An 18,137-nucleotide genomic window follows, 5' to 3' on the forward strand; every position below is an offset into this window, starting at 1 on the left:
CTGACGTCCACTCAGCAGCGTACTCGCCCCCTCCGGGAAGGGCCCTTCGCGTCCCCTAGGGGTGGACCTTCGGACAGCACCGACCGCGCCTGACGGAACGGCAACTTCCGCTGTCCACAGCAGATCCCGGCCTCGGCCGGGCGCCGTGGGCCGCGGTTCGTCAATGCGCCGTTGTGCCAGAAGGCGGGCGCGAAGTGCGCCGGTTCGGCGGGGGCGGGGGTGTGGTTGATCTCTGTTGACTGTCTCCACGCCGCGAGTTGCACACGGACGATCGCGGCCAGGAAACCGTTATTTCCAGGGGGAATTGGCAAGTATGTGCAAGATCGCGAAACGGTCGCGGGGGTAGCGACTGTCATGAACGGAACAACAAAGGACGTCCGCACGGCCGGGCCCGACCTCGTCGGGATCGGCATCGGGCCCGCCAATCTCGGACTGTCCGCCCTCCTAGACCCCCAACCCGCTCTCACCGCACGGTTCTTCGAACGCCGGAGCCGGTTCGCCTGGCACGACGGGGCGATGCTCCCGGCGGCCGCCCTCCAGGTGCCGCCGCTGAAGGACCTGGTCACCCTCGTCGACCCGACGTCCCGCTTCTCCTTCCTCAACTTCCTCGCCGAACAGGGCCGTCTCTACCGGCACTTGATCGCCTCACGCAGCGGAACCCCGCGTGAGGAGTTCGAGCAGTACTACCGCTGGGCCGCCGACCTGATGCCGCAGCTCACGTTCGGCACCGAGATCACCGAAGTCCGCACCGACGGCGACGAGTTGACCGTCCACGACGCCACCGGCGGCGTCACCAGGACCCGCAGCCTCGTGCTCGGCAGCGGCCGCCGGCCGCACGTCCCGGGCTGTGTCACCGCCCGCGGGGCGCGGGTGCTGCACGCCGCGGAGATCATGCACCGGTGCCCCGAGACCCGCGGCAAGCGCGTGGCCGTCATCGGCGGGGGCCAGTCCGGCGCCGAGATCGTGCACTGGCTCCTCGGCGACAAGGACATGCTGCCCTCCTTCCTCGTGTGGTCGACCCGGCGGGACGGCTTCCTGCCCCTGGACGACTCCGCGTTCAGCAACGAGTGGTACTTCCCCGGGTACGTACGGCACTTCGCACGCCTGCCCGCGAAGCGGCGCGCCGCCCTGCTGCGCACACAGCGCATGACGAGCGACGGCGTGTCGGCCGAGCTGCTCGACGCGATCCACGCGCAGCTCTACCGCCTGGACGCCCTGCGCCCCGGACAGTGCGCCCACCGCCTGAGCCCGGGCCAGGAACTGCTCGCCGTCGACGGCGGGGCCGAGGACGCACCGATCGACGTCGTCACCCGGGACGTCGACACCGACAGCGTCCACCGCGAACAGGTGGACGTCGTCGTCCTGGCGACCGGCTACCGCAACACCACCCCCGCCTACCTGGACCCGCTGCGCGAGCTGATCCCGCTCGACGAGGACGGCGCGTTCCGCGTCCGGGAGGACTACTCGGTCGAGTTCGACGGACCGCCCGGCTGCCGGATCTTCGTCCAGGGCGCCGCCGGCCACACCCACGGCGTGGCCGACGCCAACCTCAGCCTGATGGCCTGGCGCAACGCCGTGATCGCCAACGCCGTCGCCGGGCGCGCCCTCTACCGCACGGACCGGGACAGCAGCACCGTCGCCTGGTCCCCCGCCGCGGCCCCGCACACCACCGCCCCCCAGGAGAGGACCGCCCGTGTCTGACGTACCCGCCCACCCCGGCGGCCCCGTGGGCTGCCTGGCGCCGGTTCCCGGGCCGGACGGGATCGTGCTGCGCGAGCACGACCTCGCCGGCATCCCGGCGCCCTTCTCCTCCTCGGTGTTCGTGCTGCCGCCCGGTACCGTGACCGACCCCGACGTGCACGACGTGGTGGAGACCTGGTTCGTCGCGGCCGGCGAGGGACAGGTGGAGTACGACGGAGCCGCCCATCCGGTGGCCACCGGCGACTGCTTCCACTTCGCCGGCCGGCGCCCGCACCGCGTGCGCAACACGGGGACCGCCGAACTGACCGTCTTCTCCGTGTGGTGGTCGGCGTGAGCACCGTCCTGGTCCTGGGCGGAGCCGCCCCCGCCGACGCCGGACACGGCCGCGACCTGAGCCTGCGCGCGCTGACGCAGTTCAAGGCCCGCGGCAGCCGCGTCGTCGTCACCGACACCGCCGCCGCCCTCGCCGCCGCCCCCGAGTACGCCGCGCTCGCGGACGAGACGCACGTCCTCGACTACACCGACCCCGCCGCCTGCGTACGGTGGGCGCTCGCCTACCGGGCGCACCACCCCGTGGACGCGGTGACGGGCTTTCGCGAGTACTCCGTCCTCGCCGTCGCGGAGGTGGCCGCCGCACTCCGGCTGCCCGGCAACCGGCCCGAACTCGTCCGCACCGTGCGCACCAAGGACCTCTGCCGGCGCGCGCTGTCCGACCTCGGATTCCGCCAGCCCGCCACCGCCCTGTGCTCGATCCCGCAGGACGTCGCGGATTTCCTGGCCCGCCACGGCGGCCCCGCCGTGGTCAAGCCGCGCGACGCGGCGGGCAGCGAGGGCGTCGTACGGGTGGACACGCCGGACGGGGCGGCCCGGGCCTTCGCCCGGGCGCGGGCCGGCGCGGGCCCCGGCCCGGTGCTCGTCGAGGAGTTCGTCACCGGCCCCGAGTACAGCGTGGAGGGCCTCTTCACCGAAGGCATCCCGCACGCGCTGGCCGTCACCCGCAAGATCCTCGCCCCCGGCACCTTCGTCGAGGCCGGGCACGTCACGCCCGTCGAGCTCCCCGACGGGCGCCACCGGGACATCGCCCGCGAGGCCGTCCGGGCCCTGGAGGCGCTCGGACTGAGGTACGGGATCTTCCACGTCGAGTGCTGGCTCACCGCCGAGGGCCCCGTCCTCGGCGAGCTGCACGTGCGGCCGGGAGGGGACTGGCTGCACGCGATGGTCGAGTGGGCCCACCCCGGGCTGGAACTCCTCGGCTGCCTCCACGACGACCTGCTCGGACTCCCGGTGGCGCTGCCCACCCGCCCGGCACGCGGCGCGGCCGTGCGTTTCGTCCTGCCCGAGCCGGGCCTCGTCACCGCCGTGGACGGCTGGGACGCGCTCGCGGCCGACGAGCGGCTCATCCACGCCGAGCTGTCGGTGGCACCCGGGGACGTCGTGGCTCCCGCGCACTCCTCCCGCGACCGGGCCGGGACCCTCTGCCTGGGGGCCGACAGCGCCCGGGCCGCGGCCGACGGCGTCGAGGCGCTGCTCGCGGGCCTGAAGGTGCACACCACCCGCCGGCCGGCGGACACCGACGGAGCCGGCCCGAACGGAGCCGGCCCGAACGAAACCGATCCGGACGAAACCGATCCGGCCAGGGACGACATCAACGACAAGGACACCCGATGACCAGCGGAGCAGCCGCGTCCACCCCCGTGGCGCAGATCGCCGAGGAGTGGGACTCCTACCAGGAGATCCCCGCCATCGACGAGGCCTACGCCGAAGCCCTCGGCGACCAGTTCGCGGGCCAGTTCAGCGGCGCCACCCCGGACTACCTGGAGCAACTGGCGGCCCGCCTCGGCTGGAGCGCCCACGCGCGGGTCCTGGACGCCGGCTGCGGCACCGGCGGCCTCACCGCCGCGCTCGCCGCCCGCACCGGCTGCACGGCCGTCGGTCTGGACGCCAGCCCGGCCGCGGTCCGCGTCGCGCGCACCCGCCTGGCGGGCCGCCCCGAGGCCGACCGCGTGAGTTACACCGTCGGCGACATGGGGGACCCGGACCTCCCGCCCGCCTCCTTCGACGCCGTGCTCGCGATCGGCTCCGGATACTGGTCCGACCCCGCCAGCACCGTCGGGCACTGGCGGTCCCTGCTGCGCGGCGACCGGCCCGCGGTGGTCGTCGTGATCAGCCGCATCCTGCGCCCGCAGACCGCCCGCGACATCGAACTGACGCTGCAGGAAGGGCTGTTCGCACCGCACCCGGACTGGGAGGCGGCCCTGCGCACGGCCGGCTTCGACATCGAGGTGCGGGACCTGACCGAACCGGACGCCGAGTGCGTGGAGCGCCTGTACGCGGCGCTCGCCCGCCGGCTGCCCGCGCTGCGCAGCCAGCTGGGCGACGTGCCCGGCGAACGGTACCTGGCCGAGGTGGAGGTCCTGCGGGACGAGCACCGGGCGGGCCGGATGCGGCGCACCGAGATCGTGGCCAGGCTCGGCGGACAGCCATGACACCCCCTGACCCCGCGACACCCAGCCGCGCGGGCGGCGCAGCGGCGGACCTGGCGGTCATCGGAGCGGGGATCGTCGGCGCGGCCGTCGCCTTCGGCGCACTCACCGACCGCCCCGCCAGCCGGATCCTCGTGCTCGACCAGGGGGCGGGGAACACCGCGACCCACTGGTCGCTGGGCGTCCTCGCCCCCTGGGCCGCCACGCCCGGTCAGCGGGACCTGCTCGTACGCGGGACGGCCAGGTTCCGGGACCCCCGCCTCCTCGCGCTCCTGCGCCCGCACCTGCGCCGGGTGCCCGTCCTCGTCGCCGCCGGCGCCCCCACCCTGGAACGGCTCGCCCGCTCCACGGTGGGGGCCGGCATGGAGCCCGCCTCGCCCGGGACGGTGCGGGCCGCCCGGGACGCCGTCGGTGAGCTGCTGCTCCACCCCGGCGACGGCTTCGCGACCGTCCACGGCGGCATCGCGGTCCTCGACACCGCCGCGGCGGCCACCGCCCTGATCGACGCGGTCGTCGACGCCGGCGGCCACCTGCTCACCGGTGTCCGTGTGACCCGGATCGACACCGCGCGACCCGGCGGGCAACGACTGCTGCTGTCGGACGGCTCGGCCGTCACCGCGCGCCGGACCGCGCTGGCGACCGGCCCGTGGCCGGCCCCGGTCATCGGGTCCGGGGCGGCGTACCGGAGCGGGGCGAGCGGGGCGGCGTACCGGAGCGGGGCGGGTGGGGAGGCGCCGTGGCGCACCAAACGGATGGCGGCGCTGCGCATCGACCGGGAACTGCCCGCCGACGCGCCGATGATCTGCTTCCCCGAGGACGACCTGTTCCTCCTGCCCGCCCCCGGCGGCAGCAGCAGCAGCGGCGGCGCCTCGCCGGGCGGGGCGTGGGCGAGCTTCCGCAGCGAGCAGTGGGACGTCGCGCCCGACGGCGGCCCGGACACCTTCGGCCCGCACACCCTCGACGAGGGGCGCCGCGTCCTGGGCCGCCGACTGCCCGAACTGGTGGCGGCGGCGCGCGAGGGTCGGGCGGGCGTCGACGGCTACACGCCCGACCGCACGCCGCTCACCGACCGACCGGCCCCGGGGGTCGCCCGGGCCGCGGCCGCGTCCGGCGCCGGCGCCCGCCTGTGCTGGGGCATGGCGGACCGGGTGCTCGAACTCCTCGCGCCCTGAACGACGCCGGGCCCGGCCGGGCGAACGCCCGCGTGCCTCACTCCCTCCCACCTACCTCACTCCCTCCCGCCTCCGCCCGCCCGCCCGCCCGCCCGACGTACGGAAATCGCATGACCGATCATCTGATCCTTGCCGCCCTGCCCACCCCCAACGGTGAACTGCACCTCGGACACCTCGGCGGCCCCTTCCTGGCCGCCGACGCGCTCGCCCGCCACCTGCGCGCGGAGGGCCACCGCGTCACCACCGTCTCCGCCACCGACGGCCGGGAGTCGTACGTCCTGGACGCCGCCCGCCGCGAGGGCCGCGCCCCCGAGGCCACCGCCCGCGACTACCACGCCCGCATCGAGGCGGCACTGACCGCGACCGACTGCCGCCCCGACGTCTTCCTCGACGTCCACGACGCGACGGCGGAGGCCGACCACCTCGGCTGGCACCACGCCCTGGCCGAACGGCTCTCCGAACGCGGCCGGATCGAGATCCGCCGCGAACGCCTGCTGGCCGACGCCGGCACGGGCGAGGAACTCGTCGCCTGCTGGCTCGCCGGACGCTGCCCCGCGTGCGGGGAGGAGGCGGCCGGATACACCTGCGAGGCGTGCGGCATGTGGTTCCAGCCCACCGACGTGCGCGAACCCCGCCCCCGCCACTCGCGCGAGCGCGTCACCGCGACCGACACCGCCTCGGCGTTCCTGCGCCTGGACGCGCAGGCCCTGCTCGACATGGCGCGCGAACGGCGGGTGCCCGGCGACTACATCGACCTCGTCCGCCGCTACCTCGAACTCGACGGACCGCTCTGGCGACTGACACATCCGCTCGGCTGGGGCGTCCCGTGGAGCACCCCCGCTCCCCTGGCCCCGCTGGCTCCCCGGCAGGTCCACTCGACCTACGCCCTCGGCACCACCGCGATGTTCCTGCTGGCCGGCCGGGAACACGCCCGGGCACACGGCCTGCCCCACAACCCCCTGCTGTCGATCGGGCCGCACCGGCCGCACTTCACCCTGTGCTTCGGCATGGACGGAGCGCTCCCCCTCCTGATGCAACTCGCCGTCCAGGAAGCCACCGGGATGCCGTGCGCCCCGGACGAGTACCGCTTCAACCGGTTCATGACCCTCGACGGGCAGAAGTTCTCCACCAGCCGCGACCACGTCATTCGGGTGCTGGACTACGTGGCGGCCGGGCTGGACACCGACGCGCTCCGCTTCCACCTCGCCCGGCTCAGCCCCGGGGAGAAACCCACCGACTTCTCCCCGGAGGCCTTCGCCGACGACATCACGCGGACCCTGGCCGGCCGGCTCTCGCGGCTGCTGGACGTCTGTGAGGCCACCGGCTCGGCTCCGGACACCGACGCCGCGGCCGCCACGACGGCCGTCCGCCATCGCTTCGAGGAGATCGCGGCGCGGCACCGCGAGGCGCTGCGCACCGGGGACCTCGCCCAGGCGGCCGCCGCCGTGGACGACTGGCTGGCCCTGGCCCCCGGCGCCGTCGAAGCGGCCGGCGCCACCCGCGTGCTCGCCGTCCTCGCGGCTCTCGCCGCCCCTCTGATGCCCCGCTGGGCCGGCCGGCTCTGGGAGCGACTGCGACTGCCCGCCACCCCGGCCCTCGGCACGGCCGCCCGGCTGCTCTCCTCGGACACCTCCCACCTCCCCCCGCCGGCCCCCGGCACCCTGCCGCGCTTCGCCCCCGTGGACGCGGCCGAGGTCCGGGCACTCGTCCGCCGGCCCGGCTGACCGCGGGACGCACCACCTCTTCGCCCCTGTCCCTGTCCCTGTCCATCAGACCCTTCCGGAGTACGCATGCCGTCCGTCCTGTTCGTCAACACCCGCAGGTCCCCGCTGGAGGTCAACGCCACCGCCCTCGCGGCCCACCGACTCGGCTACGAGGTCGTCGTCCTGGCGGACCGTGAACCGCCCTACGCCCGCGAACTCGTCGCCGAGACCCGCATCGTGAACACCTTCGACCTCTCCGCCGCGCGCGAGGCGGCGCTCGACCTCGCCCGGCGCCACGACATCCGGGGCGTGCTCACCTGGGGCGACCGCGACGTCGAATTCGTCGCCGACCTCACCACGGAACTCGGCCTGCCCGGACTGCCGCCGGCGGCCGCCCGGACCGTACGGAACAAGTTCCTGACCCGTGAGGCCCTGACCGCCGCCGGCCGACCGGACCTCATGCCGCGTTACGCCCTCGTCCACGACGAGGACTCGCTGAGCCGTGCCGCGGCCCACGTCGGCTATCCCGCCGTCCTCAAGCCCACCGGAGCCTCCGGCAGTCGCGGCATCCACCGCGTCCACGGGCCGGACGACCTCACCACCGAGTACGGGCTGCTGCGGGCCTTCACCCGCCCGGAGCGCGACCCGATCTTCCGGGCCAGGCCGGGCGAGCTCATCTACGAGGAGCTCCTCGGCGGAACCGAGCACAGCGTCGAAGGGCTCGTCGTCGGCGACGAGATCCGCATCGTCGGCATCACCGACAAGTGGGTCGCGGCCCCCTACTCGATCGAGTACCTGCAGATCCATCCGACCGAGCTCGACCGGGAACAGCAGCAGGCCGTCGAGGACCTGACCACGCGGACCGTGCGCGCCACCGGTATGCGCGACTGCGCCTTCCACCTGGAATGCCGGCTGCTGCCCGACGGCACCGTCCGGCTGCTGGAGATCGCGGGCCGGATCGGCGGCGGCTACATCACCTCCCACCTGATCCCCCTCGCCACCGGAATCGACTTCTACGCCGCCGCGATCGCCGTCGCCACCGGAAACCCGCCCGACCTGGAGCGGCGCAGCAACCTCCACGCGGGCTCCCGGCAGCTCATCAGCCCGCGCGCCGGCACCTTCACCGGCTTCACCGGGCTCAACGCCGTCCTCGAACTGCCCGGGGTCGAGCACGTGGCCCTCGACCAGGCCGTCGGCACCCGGGTGGCGCTGCCGCCCGAGGACTACATGAGCTGCGTCCTCGGTTCCGTCATCGCGCGTCGCGCCGGCCACGGCGCCGTGCACGAGGTCCTCCAGCAGGCGGCGCAGGCCGCCGCCCCTGCCTTCGCCTTCGCCGAGCCGGGCGAGGGGCAGACGGTGCTCGCCGCCCATGCGCGCTGACGACGCAGCCGACGTGGCCGCCGTGGCCGCGTCCCCGCCCCGGGCCGGGGACGCGGCGGCCAGGGCGGCCCTGCTCGCCCAGTGGACGCTGGCCTGCTGCGCCGTCTGGGCCCTGCTCACCGTGCTGCCGCTGCACCTGACCCAGCGGCACCACAGCGCCGGCACGGTGGCGGCCCTGGTGACGGAGGCGGTGGTCAGCCTGCGCCTCATGCGGATCGTGGCGGGGCCCGCCCTGAGCAGGCTCCGCCCGCGCACCGCGATCACCGCCGCGCTGGGCCTCGGCGCCCTCGCGTTCGGCGCGCTCGCCGCGACCGGCGGCCACGCGGTCGTCCTGGCGGCCGTGCTGCCGGTGCTAGGACTGGGGTTCGGCATGAACGCCATGGCGCTGAAACTCGTCGCCGCCGCCGCGCCGGACCGGCGCCGGGCGAGGGGCTTCGCCTCCCAGGCCGTGGCCGTCAACCTCGGCATGGCGCTGGGTCCGCTGGGCGGCGTCGCCCTCCAACAGCGTTTCGGCACCGCCGCCTTCTGCGCCGCCGCGGCCTGCGTGCACGCGGTGGCGCTCGGCCTCGTCCTGCTGGCACGCCCACCCGGGGAATCCGGCGCGACGGCCGCCGATACCCCGCGGGTGCGGTGGCGAGCCGTCCTGCGGGAGCCGGGGCTGCGGATCCCGCTCGCCCTCACCGCCCTCGGCTTCGTCCTGTACACCCAGCTCTTCGCGACACTCCCGCTGTACGCGAAGGAGGTACTCGGCGCGGGGGGTTCCCTCGGGACGGTGTTCCTCGTCAACGGAGTCCTGATCATCGCCCTGCAACTGCCGGTGACGCTGCTCGCCGACCGCCTGGAGGTGCGGCCGAGGACCCTGTGCGCCGTCGGATTCGGCTGCTTCGCCGCGGCGTTCGCCTGCCTCGGCACGGGACGGTCAGTCGCATGGCTGTTCGCCGGCGTCGTCCTGGTCACCTTCGCCGAGATGCTGCTGATGCCCGCCCTCGACGTCCTCGTCGGCTCCGCCGGCCCCGCCCAGCACCATGCCGCCCACTTCTCCCTCGCCGCCCTCGCGACCGGGCTCGGCGAGGCGGTCGGCAGCTTCAGCGGCGTACGCGTGGCCACGGCGGACGGGCTCGGCGCGGCACGCCTGTACGCCGCGCTCGCCGTGGTCACCGCGGTCGTGCTCGTGGTGACCACGGCCGTCCGCCTGCTGCGGGCCGCCCGCCCCTGACCGAGGAAGAGGGTAAGGCGGCCACGATGCCGTCGTTCCCGGTGACGGGTGGGCAGAGGTCTGCACCAGTCATTGACGCCCGCACCGGAAAGCGCTTACCGTCGCAACGCCCGGAGCGTGCGGCGCCGCCCGGGTGTCGCCGCGCCGACCCCCCACGGCGCTCCGGCGGCCGTGCGCCGCACAGTCGCACGGTCGCACCCGGCAAGGAGCCCCCCTTGATCCCCGAGCCGCACTCCCCCGCACACCTCCCGCTCTCCCGTCGCCGACTGCTCCAGGCGTCCGCCGTCGGCCTGGCCGCCGCGGGCACCTGGTCCGCCCTCGGCGTGCAGGCGGCCCACGCCGCCGACGCGTTCGACACGCTCCGCCTCCGCTGGCAGGCGCTGCTCACCGGCACCGGCTTCGACCCGGCCGCCCAGCCGTTCGCCACCGCCCTCACCGCCCTCGGCGACCGCGCCCGGACCCAGCAGGCGGCGATGGCACCGACCGCCGGCTCCCTCTGGCCGGACCTGCCGCTCGGCACCGTGTCCGCCAACATCACCTCCAGCTACCTGCGGCTGCGCACCATGGCGCTGGCCTGGGCCCAGCCGGGCACCGGTTCGACCGCGGACGCGGCGCTCGCCACCGCCGTCACCACCGGCCTCGACCACCTGCACGCGATCGCCTACACCCCCACCGCCAGCAACTACAACAACTGGTGGGACTGGCAGATCGGCACCCCGCAGGCGCTGCTCGACACCTGCGTCCTCGTCCAGCCGCTGCTCGGCGCCACCCGGATCGCCAACTACTGCGCGGCCGTGGACCGTTCGGTCCCCGACTCGAAGGTCGCCGCCTACACCGGCACCTCCACCGGCGCGAACCGGGTCGACCTCTGCCGCGTCCTGGCGCTGCGCGGGGTGCTCGGCCGGAGCTCCGCCAAGCTGGCCCTGGCCTCCTCCGCGCTCTCCCCCGTCTTCCCGTACGTGCTGACCGGCGACGGCCTCTACCCGGACGGCTCGTTCGTGCAGCACACCTGGGTGCCGTACACCGGCTCGTACGGCGAGGTGCTGCTCGGCGGGCTGAGCAAGCTGTTCGGACTGCTCGCCGGCTCGGCCTGGGCGGTGACCGACCCGCAGCGGCAGACCGTGTTCGACGCGGTGGACTCCGCGTACGCGCCGTTCCTCTACAACGGCCTGGTGATGGACTCGGTGAGCGGCAGGGCGACCAGCCGGGGCCTGCAGAGCGCCGACCCGCTGCGCCTGCAGCAGGACGGCCACGGCCGGGGGCACACGATCATCGGGCACATCCTGCGGCTCGCCGACTCGGGTGCGGCGCCGGCCGCGCAGTCGGCAGCCTGGCGGGCGTCGGTCAAGGGCTGGATCGCCCGCGACCAGTACCGCCCGTACCTCACCGACGCCGCCGTGGACATCCCCGAACTCGCCCGCGCCCAGGCGCTGGTGAACGACTCCGCCACCGCCCCGGCCGCCGAGCCGGCCGGCGCCCGGGTCTTCGCGATGGACCGGGCGGTCGTCCGCCGCGCCGGCTGGGCGGCCTCGCTGGCCATGTGCTCGGCCCGCACCACCTTCTACGAGACCGGCAACGGCGAGAACCCGCGCGGCTGGCACACCAACAACGGCCTGCTCTCCTGGTGGGGTTCGACCTTCGGGAACGGCCAGTACTCGGACGCCTTCTGGCCGACCGTGAACCCCTACCGGCTGCCGGGAACCACCGTCTCCACCAAGCCGCTCGCCGACGCGGCGGGCGGCGCCTGGGGAGCGGCCCGCCCGGACAACACCTGGGCGGGCGGCGCCTGCGACGGCACGTACGCGGCCGTCGGGCAGGCCGTGCGCGGCCTCTCCTCGACCCTGAGCGGCGTCAAATCCTGGTTCCTGCTGGACGATTCGATCGTCTGCCTGGGTGCGGGGATCGGCTGCGCGGACGGCGTACCGGTGGAGACCGTGGTCGACAACCGCAACCTCGGCGCGACCGGCCAGCACGCCCTCACCGTGGACGGCACCGCGCAGCCGACCACCCTCGGCTGGTCGCGGCGCTTCACCGGGGCCCGCTGGGCGGCGATCTCCGGATTCGGCGCGTACCTCTTCCCCGGCGGCGCGACGGTCGACGCGTTGCGCGAGGCCCGCACCGGCAGCTGGCACGACATCAACGGCGGCGGCACCACCGAGGCTCTGACCCGCCGCTACCTGACGCTCTGGTTCGACCACGGCACCGACCCCACCGCCGCCGGCTACTCCTATCTGCTGATGCCGGGCGCGGACGCCGCGGCGGCGGAGGCCCGCTCGGCCGCGCCGACCGTCACCGTGCTGGCCAACTCCGCCACCGTGCAAGCGGTTTCCGACAGTGCCTCGGGCGTCACGGCCGCCAACTTCTTCGCCGCCGGCACCGCCGGTCCGATCACCGTGTCGGCGCCGGCCTCGGTACTGGTCCGCGAGTCGGGCGGCACCATGACCGTCGCGGTGGCGGACCCGGGGCGGACCGCCTCCACCGTCCAGGTCACCATCGCCCGGCCGGGCTACCGGACGGCCGATCCGGCCCCGGGCGTCACCGTCCTCGCCACCGGCAGCTCGGTGACCCTGCTGGTCGAGCTGGGCGGCACCCAGGGCGCCAGCCGCACCGTGACCCTGCGCGCCACCGGCACCGCGCCCGCACCGGCCACCGCGACCCGGCTGGCGCCCACCCAGGACGCCTACGTCCGGGACGGCACGTACGGCGACACCAACTACGGGACGGCGACCACGCTGACCGTGAAGAACACCGACTCGACCGGCAGCGGCTTCAGCCGGCGGGCACTGCTGGCCTTCGACACCTCGGGGGTGAGCGGCACGGTCCGCCGGGCGGTGCTCTGGGTGCGGGGCGCCGTGGCCGACTCCGGCGGCAGCGAGACCTCGCTCCAGGCCTTCGCCACCACCGCGGACAGCTGGACGGAGACCGCGGTGACCTGGAACCGCTCCCCCGCGCCGACCACGGCGCTCGGCACGGGCCGGATCTCCACCGCCGCGGACTGGGTCGGCCTGGACGTCACCGCCGCCGTCACCACCGGCGGCACGGTGACCCTCACGGTCTCGCAGCCGCTCGGCGCGGTCGGGCTGGCGGTCAACCTGAACAGCCGGGAGAACGCCGCCTTCCGGCCCCACCTGGAGCTGGTCACCTCCTGAGCGCCCCGGGGGCCAGCGGCTGCGTCGGCGGCGTACGGCGGCCCCGGCCGGGTGAGGCGCAGCAGTGCACCTCGCCCGGCCGAGCGGCCGACCGACTGTCCGTCATTTCCCTGTCGATGAGCAACTCCCGCCCCTACACTGCGAGTCCGACCGGTCGCCGACGATGACGGCCGACCGGTGGAGACGATCGAGGGGCGGTCCGGATGAGCGACGGGCAACTGAGAGTTCCGCACGAGTACCGGGTGGCGACGTCGCGGGTCGGGGGGCTCGCGTTCACCATCCTGCTGCTGTCCTTCGGGGCGATGCTGCCGATCTGGAAGGACAAGGAGTTCGCGCCGTCCACCAAGGCGATCGGCTCGCTGCTGGTGATCGGCTTCTGCCTGCTGGTGGTCGTCGGCGTCTTCCGGGCCGGCACGCTGATCACCGCCGAGGGGATCACCGTCCGCGGGATCGTGCGCCGCCGCCGGCTGCGCTGGGCCGAGATCGCGCGGTTCGGCAAGGCCCCCAACCCGAACGCGCACGCCAAGGGCGCACCCAAGTTCCTCACCTACGCGTTCCGTGCCGACGGCCGCAAGGTCCACCTTCCCTACGTCGACGACAAGCACGTCCTGCTGGACCGTGAGGTGGAGCGGCTGAACGCGCTGCTGGCCGAGCACCGCGGCGAGGCCGGCTGAGCGGGGCGGGCCGCCCGGGGCGCGGCCCGATCAGGCGCTGCGCCCGGAGGTCGGTCGGAAGCGGCGGGGAACCAGGCAACCGCGAAGATACGACCCAAGGAGTACGGCTGGGTCACCCTCTCCAGGGCCCCGTCGAACTGCCGCATCCGCAGTCCTGTGAACGCCTCCACCCACACCGGATCGACCCGGAGCACCCCACCCATACCGGAGAAATGCCCAGCCCCGGACCTTGCGGAACAAGCTTTAGCCCTTTACTGCTCGGCTCATCGATTCGCACACCGGCACACCGCCGCACGGGCCCGGTCCGCACCCACGCGGACCGGGCCCGTGATCGTTCCTGGTTCTGCCGGTGCTCGGTCCCCGGACGGCGCCTTCGAGCGTCGGCATCAGGTGCCGAGCACGTCCAGGGAGAGGCGTCTGGCGCGGTCCAGATCGGTATCGTCGCCGAAGAGTTGGTAGCGGGTGTTGGCAGCGCGCAGGTAGGCGTCGATGCGGAAGGCGTCGTCGGCCGGGAAGCGGCTGCCGGCGGCGGACAGTTCGGACTCCAGCAGGTGCAGCCACTCGCGGACGAGGTCGCGGACCGCGCCGGCGACGGGGCCTTCGCGGCGGCCGTACTCGACCGAGGTCGCGGTGATGAAGCACCCGCCGGGGAAGACCTCGTCGCGCAGGTAGGCGACCCAGTTGTCGAGCAGGGCGCGGAGCCGGGGCCGCCCCGGGGCGGCGGGCCACGACGGCTCGACGACGTGCCGCAGGTACAGGAGGCGGGCCTCGGCGACGGCTGCGATCTGGATGGCTTCCCGGTTGGCGAACACCGTGAGAATGCCGCTCTTGCTGTGCCCGGTCCGAGCGGCGAGCGCGCCGACGGTGATGGCGTCCAGTCCGTGCACGGTCGCGGACATGGCTGCTTCCCGGGCGACTTCGTGCCGTGTCCGGTCGCCGCGGGCGCGGCGGCCGTCGGCGCGCGGCGCGGGGGAATCAGCGGCGGAGTCGGGGGTGTCCGGGGGCATGCGCCGATTCTATGCGATCGATCGGTCGTGTAGTGTGCCGCAATAATTACGACCGATCGATCGCATAGTGGAGGTGCGGATCATGGGTGCAGACGGCGGCGCCGAGCTGGACGGCTTCGCGAAGCGCGTGCTCTCGCTGTCCGGGAGCGAGAAGACCGTCCACGTGGCCGGGAACGGGCCCGCGGTGGTCGTGATGCCTGAAATGCCGGGCATCAGCCCCGACGTGGTGCGCTTCGCCGGGTGGGTGCGCGATGCGGGGTTCACCGTCTACGTGCCCTCGCTCTTCGGTGTCGACGGGGCGTATCCCACCGTCGAGCTCGCCGAGCCGATCCTCAAACGGGCCTGCGTCAGTGCGGAGTTCAGGGCGTTCGCGGGCGGTGGCACGAGTCCGGTGGCGGTGTGGCTGCGCGCGCTGGCCAGGACCGCCCACGACGAGTGCGGCGGACCGGGCGTCGGCGCGGTGGGGATGTGCTTCACCGGCAACTTCGCACTGAGCATGACGCTGGAACCGGCCGTCATCGCCCCGGTCCTCGGCCAGCCCTCGTTGCCACTGGACGACCCAGCCGCCCTGGAGCTGTCTCCCGAGGACGGGGCCACCATCCGCGAGCGGTTCGAGCGCGACGGACTCACCGCACTCGGCCTGCGCTTCGACACCGACAAGTGGTGCACCGGCCAACGCTTCGCCGCCTACGCCCAACTGCTCGGCGACCGCTTCGACGGCCGCGTCCTCCCCGGCGAGTACGCGAACCCCGAACCACCGCCGTTCTTCCGGGACGTCGTCCAGACCCCCCACAGCGTGCTCACCGCGCACCTCGTCGACGAGGAAGGCCACCCCACGGTGCAAGCCCGCGACGAAGTCCTCGCATTCCTGCGCGCCCGCCTGCTTCCCGACCGCACCACGGCCTGACGGCCGGAAGCAGCTTTTGATGTGCGTCCGGCCGAGTACTTCGGGATCACCGGCGACCGACCGCACAGGCGACCGAGGTCTCCGCCGACATGAACGATGCGAAGCGGACCCCGGCACGCGCGGATCTCCTCGGCCGGTAAGTCCTTTGACCAGGTGTTCTTCATTCGTCACCATGCTCTGGTGACAGTTGAGACCACCATCGTCAAGGTTGACGCGGACCTTCGCGCCGGTCGAATACCCGTCGCTCGTCAGCGCCTGCGCGGCCTGGTGGCCTCGTACCCGACGGACCTCACGGCCAGGCAGCGGCTGGCCGAGGTCTACCGGTTGTACGGCGAGCCGGCCGAGGCAGGCCGTTGGGCCTACCTCGACGCGGACCGGGATCCCGGCGAGACGGCGGCTTTCGAGGCCCGTCACTCCGATCCGCTCGACCGGATGACGGCCGTCGCCTGGCGTGGCCCCGAGGAGTCGGCGCCGACGGACATCGCCCGTGCCCGGCTGGCCGAGCTCCGGAAGGCGGCCTCCGTGCAGGCGGGCCGCCCGATCCACTGGAACCACGTGCGTGACCGCGCCGAGCAGACCGACCAGGACGACTCGGCCGGGAACCTGTTCTGTGCCGGACTTGCTCTCTCGGGTCTGGCGTTCCTCGGCTTCGCAGTCCTTGGCGTCGTCACCTTCGTTCGCTGGTGGCTCTGACCCTTCGCCGCCGCCACGGACATGGAGCATGATCGAGTGGACAGGGGTCTCGGAACCGGGGTTGACCGCGATGGACCAGGACGGGCCGGCGAGGTGCCCCCAGGTCGGATCGGCGAGGTCGGCGCCGGGTGACTACCCCGGCAGCGCCGAACACCATTGCCGTCCTGCAGAAGGTGACAACTCTCAGGACGACACTCCGTAGCAGGTGGCGATCGCGGCCGCGCGGTCGCGCAGGGAGTCGCGCAACCACTGCGGAGCCAGGGCCTCCGCGTTCGTGCCGAGCTGCCACACCGCCCATTCGGCGTGTCTCGGATCCTGGAAGGTGACCTCCAGGCGCAGCCGGCCGTCCACGTCGGCTTCCTCGGCAAGGACCGCCAGCGCGGTGCCCACCAGGTCCTCCCGCCGCGCCGGGTCCACCCGCACCAGCACGGTGACTTGGTCGCCGCCGGTCCGGAACTGCCTACCCAGTGCTCGGCGCGTGTGGTGACCTACCGTCCGGTGCGACCACGGAGCCCGAGGGCGGGCCACCTTCCCACCCGCGGGCGGCGCAGCCCGAGTGAGGCCCACGCCGTCCGGCCCGGTCACCACCACGGTGGCCGGGACCGGTCCGCGTCCCGGTCCCGGCCCGGCGGGGTGGCGCGGTCAGAAGCCGTCGGGGTACCTGCTCGGCTCTCCCGTGGCCGGGTTGAGGCCGACCTTCCAGCGGTCGTCCTGCACTTGCCAGTGGACGAAGGACGGTACCGGCTTCATCAGCAGCGGACGTCCGATGCTGAGCGGCCAGCGCTCCCAGCCGGTCGAGTCCTCGCACAGGAGCCGGCGGAGGAACTCGGTCATGCCGAACGGGTGCACCGTGAACATCGGTCGGGTGTGGCGGCCGACGACCAGCACCGGCCAGCGGTCGGGATCCTCGTCCTCGGTCAACCAGCACAGCAGGTCGGGACCGGACGTCGCACCCCAGGCCAGGATGTGGTTCGGGTCCACGTCGAGGGCGGCCGGTCCGCCCTCCGCCTGCCAGAGCCGGCGGGCGTCCGCCGTCTCTTCCGCCATCGACGCGACCAGAGTGGTTCCGACGGGCGCGGGGGCGAGGATGTCCGCCTCGTCGCTGATCGAGCCGCTGCCGTAGACCGCCATGAAGGCCCGATAGTCCTCGGGGAAGGCGACACCCCACCTCGCCCGGGCGGCAACCCAGTCCACCTGCTCGTCGGCGCCGTGCTCCGGCGACATGACCTTGCTGAGTCTCTCGATGCCAGGGTGCACGACCTCGCCCTTCGTCCCGTTCCGCCGACAACCTGGCGGAGACGAAGGACAGCGATCCGCTCGGGGAGTCGGCGGACCCTGCGCCCCTGGTCGGATCTCCCTCCGTCACTCGCCCGGATGCGGTGCGGTTGCGCCGACGATAGTTTGTATACGGGTGATCTACTCAGAGTGCCGGCGAATCGCGGATCGCTCGACCCTTCAGGAAATGAAAGGTGTCGCACATGGCCGAGAAACTGTCGCGGGCCTGGACCGCGGACGAGGCCGCCGAACACCGGCGGTCGCGCGGGCCGGACCGGGTGGGTGAGGCGGTCCCGGTGGATCGGACCGCGGGGGTCTCCAGTGGTGAGGACCATCGTCCCGGTGTGGAGAGCGATCACGCGGGCGACGACGGCCGCGGTGACGACCCCGTGCCGCAGGAGGGATGACCGTGGGACTCTACTTCCAGAACAGCACGTCGAAAACCGTCTGGTTCGCCTATGCCTACGCCGACAGCGGCTGCGCGTCGAAAGGCGACCAGTGGTCGAAGACCGGATGGTTCATGGTCACTCCGCACACCGATCTGAAGGTGCGTTCCGGGCCGGTCAACGGGGCGAAGTACTTCTTCTTCGCGGAGAACCAGGACAGAAGCCTGAGCTGGGGCGGGGAATTCCTCACCCAGATGCCGGACCGGGCGTTCGACTGGTGCTGGACCACGGGGAGCAGCGACTCGCGGCTGCTCGGCATGAAGAAGGTGCTGGTGCCGGTTTCCTCGATCAACCATACGATCAACGTCATCGGGCCCTGACGGCGGATGCC

The 18,137-nt window shown here is 73.6% G+C and carries 15 protein-coding genes and 1 pseudogene; 13 read left to right on the forward strand and 3 right to left on the reverse strand.

The genetic code is table 11. The annotated features are described in order from the left end of the window. Positions 1–354 precede the first annotated feature (354 nt). The 10 genes from IF01_RS0118375 to IF01_RS0118420 all read left to right on the forward strand — a co-directional run bounded on the left by IF01_RS0118375 (position 355) and on the right by IF01_RS0118420 (position 13,478). Positions 355–1,701 (forward strand): lysine N(6)-hydroxylase/L-ornithine N(5)-oxygenase family protein, encoded by a 1,347-nt coding sequence (locus IF01_RS0118375; RefSeq protein ID WP_030394518.1) that lies wholly within the window; start codon positions 355–357, stop codon positions 1,699–1,701. Continuing rightward, entirely contained in the window at positions 1,694–2,035 is a 342-nt protein-coding gene (locus IF01_RS0118380) for a cupin domain-containing protein (RefSeq protein WP_051755609.1), read from the forward strand. The genes IF01_RS0118375 and IF01_RS0118380 overlap by 8 nt, the downstream gene beginning before the upstream one ends. After that, on the forward strand, positions 2,032–3,369 hold the full coding sequence (locus IF01_RS0118385) for an ATP-grasp domain-containing protein (RefSeq protein WP_157855270.1): 1,338 nt from the start codon (positions 2,032–2,034) through the stop codon (positions 3,367–3,369). Before IF01_RS0118380 ends, IF01_RS0118385 begins: the two co-directional genes overlap by 4 nt. Next, positions 3,366–4,187 (forward strand): class I SAM-dependent methyltransferase, encoded by an 822-nt coding sequence (locus IF01_RS44015; RefSeq protein ID WP_051755612.1) that lies wholly within the window; start codon positions 3,366–3,368, stop codon positions 4,185–4,187. The genes IF01_RS0118385 and IF01_RS44015 overlap by 4 nt, the downstream gene beginning before the upstream one ends. After that, a complete protein-coding gene (locus tag IF01_RS0118395) occupies positions 4,184–5,356 on the forward strand; it encodes an FAD-dependent oxidoreductase (RefSeq protein WP_030394522.1) in 1,173 nt (390 codons plus the stop codon). The genes IF01_RS44015 and IF01_RS0118395 overlap by 4 nt, the downstream gene beginning before the upstream one ends. 110 nt (positions 5,357–5,466) lie before the next feature. Continuing rightward, positions 5,467–7,080 (forward strand): class I tRNA ligase family protein, encoded by a 1,614-nt coding sequence (locus IF01_RS0118400; protein ID WP_030394523.1) that lies wholly within the window; start codon positions 5,467–5,469, stop codon positions 7,078–7,080. A gap of 66 nt (positions 7,081–7,146) precedes the next feature. After that, on the forward strand, positions 7,147–8,439 hold the full coding sequence (locus IF01_RS0118405) for an ATP-grasp domain-containing protein (RefSeq protein ID WP_051755613.1): 1,293 nt from the start codon (positions 7,147–7,149) through the stop codon (positions 8,437–8,439). Then, entirely contained in the window at positions 8,429–9,655 is a 1,227-nt protein-coding gene (locus IF01_RS0118410) for an MFS transporter (protein WP_030394525.1), read from the forward strand. The genes IF01_RS0118405 and IF01_RS0118410 overlap by 11 nt, the downstream gene beginning before the upstream one ends. Positions 9,656–9,873: 218 nt before the next feature. Further along, positions 9,874–12,804 carry a polysaccharide lyase family 8 super-sandwich domain-containing protein gene (locus tag IF01_RS0118415; RefSeq protein ID WP_445972085.1) on the forward strand — a complete coding sequence of 977 codons (2,931 nt, stop codon included), beginning with the start codon at positions 9,874–9,876 and terminating at the stop codon, positions 12,802–12,804. A 203-nt stretch (positions 12,805–13,007) separates the two neighbouring features. Next, positions 13,008–13,478 (forward strand): PH domain-containing protein, encoded by a 471-nt coding sequence (locus IF01_RS0118420; protein WP_078880068.1) that lies wholly within the window; start codon positions 13,008–13,010, stop codon positions 13,476–13,478. Positions 13,479–13,864: 386 nt separating this feature from the next. On the opposite strand, the gene IF01_RS0118425 is transcribed toward IF01_RS0118420, so the two are convergent. After that, complete coding sequence (locus IF01_RS0118425; protein ID WP_051755616.1) at positions 13,865–14,485, reverse strand: TetR/AcrR family transcriptional regulator; 621 nt, start codon at positions 14,483–14,485, stop codon at positions 13,865–13,867. An 82-nt stretch (positions 14,486–14,567) separates the two neighbouring features. Between IF01_RS0118425 and IF01_RS0118430 the strand changes: the two genes are divergently transcribed. Continuing rightward, positions 14,568–15,392 (forward strand): dienelactone hydrolase family protein, encoded by an 825-nt coding sequence (locus IF01_RS0118430; protein WP_030394529.1) that lies wholly within the window; start codon positions 14,568–14,570, stop codon positions 15,390–15,392. A 153-nt stretch (positions 15,393–15,545) separates the two neighbouring features. After that, on the forward strand, positions 15,546–16,085 hold the full coding sequence (locus IF01_RS0118435) for a DUF6584 family protein (protein WP_375340986.1): 540 nt from the start codon (positions 15,546–15,548) through the stop codon (positions 16,083–16,085). 183 nt (positions 16,086–16,268) lie between these two features. Here IF01_RS0118435 and IF01_RS0118445 read toward each other — a convergent pair. Together IF01_RS0118445 and IF01_RS0118450 are read right to left on the reverse strand one after the other, a co-directional pair. Further along, a pseudogene (locus tag IF01_RS0118445) lies at positions 16,269–16,544 on the reverse strand (WCX domain-containing protein); the annotation flags it as partial. Positions 16,545–16,727: 183 nt separating this feature from the next. Continuing rightward, positions 16,728–17,342 (reverse strand): SMI1/KNR4 family protein, encoded by a 615-nt coding sequence (locus IF01_RS0118450; protein WP_030394532.1) that lies wholly within the window; start codon positions 17,340–17,342, stop codon positions 16,728–16,730. Between the two features lie 427 nt (positions 17,343–17,769). Here IF01_RS0118450 and IF01_RS0118460 point away from each other — a divergent pair, with 427 nt between their 5' ends. Then, positions 17,770–18,126, forward strand: a complete 357-nt coding sequence (locus IF01_RS0118460; protein WP_030394534.1) for a DUF1036 domain-containing protein — start codon at positions 17,770–17,772, stop codon at positions 18,124–18,126. Positions 18,127–18,137: the final 11 nt, after the last annotated feature.

It is taken from the genome of Kitasatospora purpeofusca, from assembly GCF_000718025.1.
Lineage (GTDB): Bacteria > Actinomycetota > Actinomycetes > Streptomycetales > Streptomycetaceae > Kitasatospora > Kitasatospora purpeofusca.